The 276-nt window shown below is 70.3% G+C and carries 1 protein-coding gene; it reads right to left on the bottom strand.

Features of this window, described 5'->3' with window-relative positions:
• On the bottom strand, positions 1-276 hold a 276-nt coding region (locus KVT38_RS33685; RefSeq protein WP_217598068.1), incomplete at both ends, for a glycosyl hydrolase family 28-related protein.

Here is a 276-nt window from a genome sequence, read left to right on the forward strand (position 1 = left end):
AGGCGTCGCGTCTGGCATTGACACCGACATCCACGGTCAGATCGCGGATGCGGACCCGGTCGCTGCGGCCCATGAAGCCCGCGCCCGTCAGCTTCGTATACCACATGCCCGCGCCGGCAATCGTGGCGCCGCTCACTTCGAGCGGATGCGCAATCCGGTAAGCGCCGGCCGGCAGCCATAGTCCGGACCCTTCGCGCTTCGCTGCGTCGATCGCCGTCTCGAGCGCCGTCGTATCGTCCGCGCCGTCATCGGGCCGCGCCCCGTAGCGCTCGGCCG

Source organism: Cohnella sp. GbtcB17 (assembly GCF_019091135.1).
GTDB lineage: Bacteria > Bacillota > Bacilli > Paenibacillales > Paenibacillaceae > Cohnella.